The following is a 10,783-nucleotide window of genomic DNA, read 5'->3' as shown; positions in this document are numbered from 1 at the left end:
GAAACACCTAAGGACGCAGAAAAAGATGCACCAACAGGAAAAGACTTCAATACAGCAACAGACGCGTTGAAACCAGCTAAGATTACAACAGCAAGTGGCAAAGTATACAACCTAGTACCAGCACGTACAGAAGGAACAGAAAGTGGAAAAGTAACAGAAACACCACAAAACGTAACTTATGTATATGAATTAGCAAAAGGTGATGTAACAGTAACTTACAAAGATACTGAAGGTAATAAGATTCCAGGTTATGAAACACCTAAGACTGTGGAAACACAATCACCAACAGGAAAAGAGTACACTACTGTAACAGAAGCGTTGAAACCAACTAAGATTACAACACCAGATGGAAAAGTATATAACTTAGTCCCAACACGTACAGAAGGAAACGAAAATGGTAAAGTAACAGAAAATCCGCAAAACGTAACTTATGTATATGAGTTAGCTAAAGGTAATGTAACTGTTAAGTACGAAAACGAAGCTGGTGAAACAATCAAACCTGATAATAACTTGAAATCTCAAGTTCCAACAGGTGATGATTACAACACTACAACTGTAAAAGACTTAACAATTACGAAAGATGGAAAACTTTATAAACTTGTAGAGAAAAATGGTGGAGTAAAAGAAGGCTCTTCAGTAGAAAACGGAAAAGTAACTGAAACTCCAGCTGTCGTAACGTATGTTTACTCTGAAGTTAAAGGTGAAATTATTCAAAAATTTGTTAATGAATCTGGAAAAGAAATCAAAGATCCAACAAATACTGGTAAGAAATCACTAAACGAAAAAGTAAACTTAGAACATCCAAATCGTATTACAGATAAAGATGGTAAAGTTTATGAATTTGTAAAAGTAGATAAAATTCCAACAAACTTTACTGAACAAACTCAAACAGCTACTTACACTTATAGAGCTGTTAAAGGTCAAGGAGTAACAGTATCTTATGAAACAACTACTGGAGTTACATTAAAAGAAACTCAAACAATTCAACCAAAAGATACGCAACTTGGAACAGAATACGATACAACAACATCAAACTTTAAACCTGAACGTATCGAAAAAGATGGTAAAGTATATATTCTTAAAGAACAAACTAAACCAGGATCTGCTGAGGAAAAAGGTAAAGTAACAGAACAACCACAAAATGTTACTTACGTTTATGAAGAAGTAAAAGAACCAGCAACAAAACAAAAATATGGTAATGTAATTGTTACTTATGTTGATAAAGCTGGTCGTCCATTATCAGGAACAACTGAAAATGGCGTTAAAGTTGATAAATCAGTAATTGATACGCCAGCATCATTAGTGAAAACACCATATGATACAACAGATAATAAACCACAAACTATTACAACAGCTGAAGGTAAAGTCTACAAATTATTAAAAGTAACTCAACATTCAGATGCTGAAATTTCAGATGTAAAAGGTAGAACATCAGTCATTACTTATGTATATGAATTACAAAATACTACAGAAGAATTACCAAAAGCTCATATTGGATTTGTAGTAGTTAACTATGTTGATGTGGATGGATATCCAATTTCAGGGAAATCTACAGAAGGTAAAGAAATTCCTACAACAGTGATGGATGTTAATGGAGATTTAGTTGGAACTAAGTACGATACAACTGATCACAAGCCAACAACAATCACAACTTCAAATGGAGATGTTTACGAATTCGTGAAGAAATCTGAAACATCAGCTCCTGAATCAGGAGAATTAAAAGAAGGTGTTGCAACAGTTGAGTATGTTTACCGTAAAGTTGTTACAACATATGTAGATGAAACAGGCAAAGAAATTAACCCTTCAGACAAAGGAACGAAAGATAAGAAAGAAATTTCTGGATATACGTTCAAACAAACGAAGAAAGATAAAGATGGAAATACAATCCATGTATATACTAAGAAATCTTCTTCAACTCCTGAAACACCAAATACAGATGAATCTAAATCTACAATTTGGAAATCAGTTGATGGGGAAACTCTAAAACCTAGAGAAAATGGTACGAAGGATAAATCATCAATTCCAGGATATGAATTTGTACGCACTGAAAAAGATAAAGAAGGAAATACTGTTCATATCTATCGTAAAGTAACTTCATCAACTCCTGAAGTGAAGGAAAAAGAAACTTCATATGTAGATGAAAATGGTAAAGAAATCCGTTCAACTAAGAAAGGAAAACAACCAAAAGAAAATATTCCAGGATATGAATTTGTAAGAACAGAAGAAGATTCAAATGGCAATGTACGTCATGTATATCGTCAAGTTGTTCATTCTGAATCTAAAGTGGAAACACCAACAACTGTTCAAGAACATAAGAATGAATTACCAAATACTGGTACTGGAGATGAGTTTACAATCTTCGGAGCAGCTGCGGCTTCAATTCTTGCAGGATTAGGAATTGCAATTCCAGGTAAGAAAAAAGAAGATTAAAACTTAATTTTCGATGATTCTTTCATCAGAAAGAAGGAGTTTAACAAGGAAAAGGAAGGAAATAGTTTAGGCTATCTCCTTCCTTTATAATATTTATTAGAGTAATGAATTCAATCTTAAATACTTGCATTTTTTGTAAAAATAGCGTATTATTTTGATATTCGTAGAAGAGAACGTTCTATTTTTGATACAATTAGCGAGCTAATGGTTGGTGAAAGATTAGCATGTCCCTCAAAGATAGAGAATCATCTCTGAGATATATTTCCGAAATAATAGTAAGAAATATCGCCTAAATAGCGTTAACAATTTACCAAGTTGAAAAGCACTTAATACTTTTCAAGAATTTGGGTGGTACCGCGAAACTTTCGCCCCTGCTTTTGCAGGGGATTTTTTATTTTATAGACAAAGGAGGAAATGCAATGAAGATGAAAGAAACATTGCAAATTGGAAAAACAGAATTTCCAATGCGTGGGAATTTACCTACAAAAGAATTAGATTATCAACAAGAATGGGAAGAAGCAAACCTTTATGCGCAACGTCAGTTAAAAAATGAAGGCAAACCTTCTTTCGTATTACATGATGGCCCTCCATATGCCAATGGGGATGTTCATATGGGACATGCATTAAATAAAATTTCAAAAGACTTTATCGTACGTAGTAAATCAATGAGCGGATTCCGTGCTCCATTTGTTCCTGGGTGGGATACTCACGGTTTACCAATTGAACAAGCTTTAGCAAATGCTGAAGGTGTCGATCGTAAAAAAATGTCAGTAGCAGAATTCCGTAAGTTATGTGCAGAATATGCTTGGCGTCAAATCGACAATCAAAGAACCGTGTTCAAACGTTTAGGTGTAACTGGTACGTGGGATAATCCATATGTAACATTAAAACCAGAATTTGAAGCAGAACAAATTCGTGTATTTGGTAAAATGGCTGAAAATGGTTATATTTATAAAGGATTAAAACCAATTTACTGGTCGCCATCTAGTGAATCTTCATTAGCTGAAGCAGAAATCGAATATAAAGATGTAGAAAGTGCTTCTATTTATGTAGCATTTAAAGTAAAAGATGGAAAAGACTTATTGGGTGAAGATACTTCATTTGTTATTTGGACAACAACTCCATGGACACTTCCTGCAAACTTAGGAATTTTCGTTCATCCAGATTATGTATATGCACAAGTGAAAACTTCTGCTGGTACATTCGTTGTTGCTAAAGATTTAGTAGAATCATTAACAGCTACTTTATCATGGGAAAATGTAGAACTTTTACAAGAATTCCCAGGTAGTGCATTAGAATATATGACTGCTTGGCATCCATTCTATGAACGTGAATCATTAGTCATGAATGGAGATTATGTAACATTAGATGCGGGTACTGGTTTAGTACATACAGCTCCTGGACACGGGGAAGACGACTTCTATTATTCTCGTAAATATAATTTAGCAGTATTATCTCCAGTAGATAGCCAAGGTTGTTATACAAATGAAGCACCTGGATTTGAAGGTATGTTCTATGCAGATGCAAATAAAGTGATTACAGATTTATTAACTGAAAAAGGTGCACTATTAAACTTAAGTTATTTTGTACACAGCTATCCACATGACTGGCGTACGAAAAAACCAGTTATTTTCCGTGCGACACCTCAATGGTTTGCTTCAATTGATGCATTCCGTCAAGAAATCTTAGATGTGATTGAAAACGAGGTTAAATGGTATCACCCTTCTGGTCAAGTTCGTATTTACAACATGGTTCGTGACCGTGGAGACTGGGTAATTTCTCGTCAACGTGTATGGGGAGTTCCGTTACCTGTATTTTATGCTGAAAATGGTGAACCAATTATTACACCTGAAACAACAGAACACGTTGCTCAAATTTTTGAAAAACATGGTTCAGATGTATGGTTTGAATGGGATGCAAAAGACTTATTACCAGAAGGCTTTACTCATCCAGATTCTCCAAATGGTATCTTTACAAAAGAGTTAGATATCATGGATGTATGGTTCGACTCAGGTAGTTCTCATGCTGGAGTTTTAGGAACTCGTGAAGAATTATCATTCCCAGCAGATATGTATTTAGAAGGTAGTGACCAATACCGTGGATGGTTTAACTCAAGTTTAACAACAAGTGTTGCGATTCATAAAAAAGCACCTTATAAATCAGTTCTTTCTCAAGGATTCGTAATGGATGGAGAAGGGAAGAAAATGAGTAAATCACTAGGAAACGTTATTTCTCCAGCTAAAGAAATGAAGACTAAAGGGGCAGATATTATTCGTTTATGGGTAAGTTCTGTGGACTATGAGTCAGACGTTCGTATTAGTGATGAAATCTTAAACCAAGTATCAGAAGTTTACCGTAAAATCCGTAATACAATGAGATTTATGTTAGCTAATACAACTGATTTTGATCCTAAAGCTCACGCAGTAGCATTTGAAGATTTACGTACAGTGGATCAATATATGTTAGTACGATTCAATCAATTAGTAGATAGTATTCGCAAAGCATATGATAACTATCAATTCTCAACGGTTTACCAAGGGGTTATCAACTTCTGTACAGTTGACTTATCACAATTCTATTTAGACTTTGCTAAAGATGTTGTGTATATTGATCAAGAAAATGGCTTTGAACGTCGTGCAATGCAAACAGTATTGTATAATATCTTAGTAAAATTAACAAAATTATTGAGTCCAATTTTAGTGCATACAACAGAAGAAGTATGGAAATACTTAAAAGAAGAGGAAGCTTATGTTCAATTAGCAGAATTCCCTGAAGTAACTCATTATGAAGGTGAAGAAGCTATTTTAGCTCGTTGGGCTGAATTCTTTAAAATTCGTAATACAGCTCTTAAAGCATTAGAAGAAGCTCGTAATGAAAAATTAATTGGTAAAAACTTTGAAGCAAAAGTTATGCTATATCCAACTCAAGAAGTGGCTGATTTATTAGACAGCTTACAAACGGATATTGCTCAATTATTCATTGTTAGTCAATTAGAAGTTGCTCCTGTAGGAACAGCAGCTCCTGAAAATGCGGTTCAAGGTGAAGGTGTTTCAGTTGTTGTTGAACATGCACAAGGGGAAACTTGTCAACGTTGCCGTGCAGTGAAAGTAGAAGTAGGAACATTAGAAGATGCTCCAACTTTATGTCATCGTTGTGCAACAATTGTGCGCGAATTTTATTCAGAAGCGCTTTTAGGCGAAGAAGAATAAATATAATTTTATAGTAGCAAGGACGCCAGCAGCTTCGCTAAAGCGAATCTCATGGCTAAAAATCGAGCCTTGGTCTCGATTTTTCCGGTGATAGAATCTTCGATGATAGATTCTATCACTAGTGCTACTTATGAAAAATGTTAAAAAAATAATTGAAAAATTACCCGTAATAATCTTTAATTGTTATAATAATGATATAGAAAATGAGAGGAAAATGTGAATGAACAAAAAAATAAAATCAGTGATTCTTACTACTGCTGCTATGACACTTTCTATATTTGCAAGCCATGTTTATGCAGACGAAAATTCTAATAGTGGCACAATGGATTCTAATGCTAAATATGCACTTGATAAGAAAAACTATGAAGACGCTGTAGAGCGATACAACAGAGCAAAAGCACAATATGAAGCTGATAAAGAAGCATATGAAAAAGCAAAAGCTGAATATGATAAAGCGTTAGCTACAAACAAAGAAACAGTGACAAAATACGAAAGTGACCTTGCAGAATACAATAAACAAAAAGCTGAAGCAGACAAGGTTAAAGCTGAATACGACAAACTTAAAGCTGAATGGGACGCTAAAAAAGCCCAATACAACAAAGATAAAGTAGCTTACGACAAAGTTCAAGCTGACTATAAAACTCAAAAAGCTGACTATGATAAACAGCTAGTAGATTACAATACAAAACTTGCAGAATACAATAAACAAGTTGAAGCCAATGCAGCCACCAATAAAGTCGAAAACGACAAACGTAAAGCTGAGTATGCTGAAAAACTAAATAAATTCGAAGAGGAATCGAAGAAGCCGGGACATTTTACAACCGAAGAAAAAAACTATTTGATTTTCGTTAAAGAGCCAAATGCTAAAATTAGCATCGAAGTTAAAGATACTGGGGATACTGGTGCGCTTGCTATGATTAAAGATACTGCTATAGAACGTTTGTTTTGGCAACGAAATCATAAAAAATTGAGTAGCGACCAATTATCAGATGAAGCATTAGCAAAAAATCATTTGACAGATAAGGTCATCAAACGATGGGATGAAACAGTAATAGGGTATAGAGAATACGGTAACGACCCACATATCACCACATATCCTGTTATTGCCAAAAAAGATAGACCATTTACAGTAACATACACAAACTTAGAGAACACAACCTACGACAAGAAAAAAGTCACACGTATTGATTATGAATACACTGTCTTAGATACTGGTAGTTCTGTTGATACAATGCAAATTTCTCCAGTCTATGACCCAACTATTTCTGTTTCTATTTATGGCTCTTATCGACAACACGGATACAAAACGCGCGTCCGTATGAAACCAACTCTATATCTTGAAGATGGAACAAAAGTGATTCCAACAAAAGAAAAACCAGTTATGTTTGCGGTAAGTTCTATGAATACAGGATGGCATGATTATAGTGACAATTCGTATTATTTCGCAGACAATAAGGATATGTTTAAGGAATTTTATGGGAAATCAGGAGTTTATGATGAATACTTAAATGACGAATTTAAGAAACTGTATAACGTAGACCTCGAAACAGCATCAAAACCTGGCGGATTATTGAGTGACCCTGCTAAACTTCAAGAGTGGAATACAAAAAAAGCAGAATTGAAAACAGCATATGTAAAAGATGAAGAAGAGTACAAAAAAGATGGTTTCAAAAAGGTCAGAGATTATATGACTAACAAATATGGATCCAATGTGAATAAATGGCCTAGTACCTATCGTGAAATTGTGTATAAAATTCACAATGCTTCATTTATCAAATTGAATGAATCTTTTGTTGATAAATATGGTGATGGAATTTATGCCGATAAAACATTAGATGAAATTAACAGTGGAAACCCTACATGGGACAACGAAAAATCACCTCACAAGTACAGGGGGGCAGGTGTTATAAAAGTGACAGAAGATGGCTTCTATTTGGAATTTGGTGCAACCGTCCCATTCACTCAATTATTCGGAATCAACACGGGTATTGTTGACGAATATATTGATGTGAAACCGAAACTAGAATTGGTTGAAACACCAAAACCAACGCCACCAACGAAACCAGTTGAACCAAAACAACCAGAACTTAAAGAACCAACACCATTAGGAGTTGCTCCAAAAGAACCAAACAAGTTGGATAAAGAAAAACCAGTGAAACCAGACTTGAAAGAACTAAAAGCTCCAACCCCACCGGTTAAGCCTGACTTGAAAGAACCAACGCCACCAACGAGACCAGTGGAGCCACCAAAAGTGGAGAAACCAGTAAAATCGGTTGAACCACCAAAAGTGGAGAAACCAGTAAAACCGGTTGAACCACCAAAAGTGGAGAAACCAGCAAAACAAGTGAAACCACCAAAAGTAGAGAAACCAACAGAACCAGTGGAGCCACCAAAAGTGGAAAAAACAACATCTAAAGTTGAATTATTACCGAACACTGGTGTGGCAGAAGAATTTACAATCTTCTCTGCAGAAGTCATTTCAATTCTTACAGGACTATCTCTTTTGATTCCAAGTAAGAAAAAACAACAATAATCTTTTATTGGTTGTTCGACAAATCCTGTTGGTGAATTGAATTGGTGAGTTACCTAAAGAATTATTTTCGTAGTTAAATAAATCCAATGAAATCAATACGATAGAAGTAGTACTAAAATAAAAATCGACACCATAATATCCCGTAAAATGAGGATTTTATGGTGTCAATTTTGTTTGTTTTGTAATTTTACGACTAAAAAAATAGTGGAAATTCCTGTATAATATAGTTGCTTAAAAAATATTAAAGGAGGAATTTCCACATGAGCATTGTAACACAAATAAACCTATTTAGTGAAGAAGAAAATTTAGGAGAATTAGAAAAATTAGCACAAATACTATCAGTATTACCAGCAGAAAAGTTATTAAAAAAATTAGATGAAGAACGAGAAAATGGTAGAAATGATTATCCGGTTGTATGTATGTGGCGATTACTCCTTGCGAAAAATGTTTTCCAACATTCAACGATTGAAAGTTTATTGCGTGAATGTCGTAGAAATAGCCAATTAAGACAATTATGTGGATTTCAATCGCACTATATTTCTATGAATCATACCAATAATCATGTTCGTATAGTACCAAGTTCTGCTGCGATGTCTCGTTTTATAAAAAAATTAAAGGAACATCAAGAAGAATTGACAGAGATGATGGTAATTTTAGAAAAGAAATTACAAGAAGAATTACCGGATTTTGGAACAGAAGTAGCCGTTGATGGAAAAATTATTCAAAGTTATGCCAATAAAGTATCTACTAAAGAACCAGATGGTAGAAGAGAAACACAAGCAGATACGACTGCAAAAAATTATTATTCAAATAATGGAACTAAAACTACGAAGTATTATTTTGGTTTCCGAGTTCATTTATTAGCAGATGTAAATTATGAACTACCGATAGCTTTTAAAGTAACTCCAGCAAGTAAAGGAGAACGTGAAATCGCTGAAGAAATTCTCACAGAATCAGAATTACTATTGAAGAATACAAAAGCAGTGATGGCAGATAAAGGGTATGATAGTATTAATTTTAGAAAATTCATCGAAGAAAAAAGGAATGATTGCGATAATTCCTCCAAGACATATGTGGGGAGAAGAAGAAAGTCGACAATATAGAGACTCACTACTCTATTATAATCAAGATGGACAGGTATTTTATTGAGCAGAAGATTATCAAATGATTGAATTAATATACAAAGGTTATGATCAATCGAGTGATTCATTGCGTTATGGATTTCATCCAAAATATAATGATAACCGCATTTTTAGAATAAATCGTTCAGAAGATATTCGTATCTTCCCTAAAGTTTCACAACAATCCCATAAATTTGAGAGACTTTATAATAAGAGAAGTGCCATTGAAAGAATCAATGGACGTTTAGATAGAGACTTTATGTTTGAAAATCATACGATAAGAGGACTAGAAAAAGTAACTTTATATGTCACAATGGCTTGTTTATGTACATTAGGATTTGCCTATTCAAAAGTAAAAAAACAGGAAACAGAGCATTTGAGTAGTTGGGTTGCTTAGTAGTTGTATAACTTTTAAAAAAATTACGCAGATTAAAGGGGGATAGTCTACCTTTTTTTAAGAACTGAGACTGTTTTTGAATAATTACACCTGAAAATGAAGAGAAAATTTACTTTCAGAGATAAATTTCTTTGATTTCTGAAACAGATTTTTGTTTTCAAATTTATGATATCGCTATTTTTGCTCAAAAAAGGTCACAGCGTAAATAATTCAAATAGTAAAATTCTTGACTATTACTTTTAAGAATGATATAAAAAATATAAGATTTAATTTTTTGCTAAGTACTGAATTGGAGGAGATAATATGAAGTTTGAAAAAATAAAAAGGTATTCAATTCGTAAGTTGAGTGTAGGAATTGTTTCTGTTGTAATAGGACAGTTCTATATTGGTAGAATAGGAACACCTGTAGTAGCAGATGAAGTTAAAATAACAACTATTGCAGAAAATTCTAGAAGTGAGAGTGTAAGTAAGATTCCAAATGAAAATTCTAATGTAAAAGAAGAAAATAACTTATCAACAACTTTGGAACAACAAAATCATAAAGAGTTAAAGTTAAAAGAGAATAATCAAAAAAATATAGGAGAATCGTCTACACAAGAAGTTCGAGAAGAAGGAACTCAATTACCAAAAAATAAATTGGAAGAAGAGAATAAGCAACTATTAAGAAAAAAACGTTCTGTAACTGTCAATGAAGGCCCAACAAGTCCTGCTAGTGAAGAAATATCAGTTACTCAATCGACTCCTCATTATTTAGTAACGGGGAAAAACTATTATAATGATCCATCTATAAATTTGGGTGAAACTTTAACTAAAAAAGTTAAAGACGTAGTTAATGCCAACCAATTTACACGATTAAAGAATACTTATGGAGATGATCTTTCAGAGGATACAACAGTGTTAGAATTTTGGAAGAAATTTGGATATTCTCCTGAAGATCGCTATTCTTATCATCATAAAGTAACCGATAAAAGAGGGAATGCTGCAAATGCAACTCAGAAAACTGGACAACAGACAACCTTTGAACTACCTTATGAGATTATTTATTATCAAAAAAATGGACAAAAACATGCTGTGAAAGTTCCAAATCTTTTTT

At 33.7% G+C, this 10,783-nt stretch carries 6 protein-coding genes; all 6 read left to right on the top strand.

Annotated elements, in window-relative coordinates; all coding sequences use genetic code 11:
• On the top strand, nt 1-2,430 hold a 2,430-nt coding region (locus tag RYL55_RS07380; protein ID WP_315008300.1), incomplete at its 5' end, for a MucBP domain-containing protein.
• Between the two features lie 419 nt (nt 2,431-2,849).
• Nucleotides 2,850-5,639, top strand: a complete 2,790-nt coding sequence (ileS, locus tag RYL55_RS07375) for an isoleucine--tRNA ligase (RefSeq protein ID WP_315008298.1) — start codon at nt 2,850-2,852, stop codon at nt 5,637-5,639.
• 220 nt (nt 5,640-5,859) lie between these two features.
• On the top strand, nt 5,860-8,172 hold the full coding sequence (locus tag RYL55_RS07370; RefSeq protein WP_315008296.1) for a GbpC/Spa domain-containing protein: 2,313 nt from the start codon (nt 5,860-5,862) through the stop codon (nt 8,170-8,172).
• Between the two features lie 260 nt (nt 8,173-8,432).
• Complete coding sequence (locus RYL55_RS07365) at nt 8,433-9,275, top strand: transposase (protein ID WP_315008294.1); 843 nt, start codon at nt 8,433-8,435, stop codon at nt 9,273-9,275.
• A gap of 61 nt (nt 9,276-9,336) precedes the next feature.
• Nucleotides 9,337-9,690: a transposase gene (locus RYL55_RS07360; protein ID WP_315008292.1), complete on the top strand. Its 354-nt coding sequence runs from the start codon at nt 9,337-9,339 to the stop codon at nt 9,688-9,690.
• A 303-nt stretch (nt 9,691-9,993) separates the two neighbouring features.
• Nucleotides 9,994-10,783, top strand: a 790-nt coding sequence (locus RYL55_RS07355; protein ID WP_315008291.1) for a YSIRK-type signal peptide-containing protein, incomplete at its 3' end; no start/stop codon positions are given.

Origin of the sequence: uncultured Granulicatella sp. (genome assembly GCF_963515615.1) — a bacterium.
In the GTDB taxonomy this organism is placed as follows: Bacteria; Bacillota; Bacilli; order Lactobacillales; family Aerococcaceae; genus Granulicatella.
The sequence above is the reverse complement of the archived record's forward strand: the minus strand, read 5'-3'. Positions and strand labels throughout refer to the sequence as shown.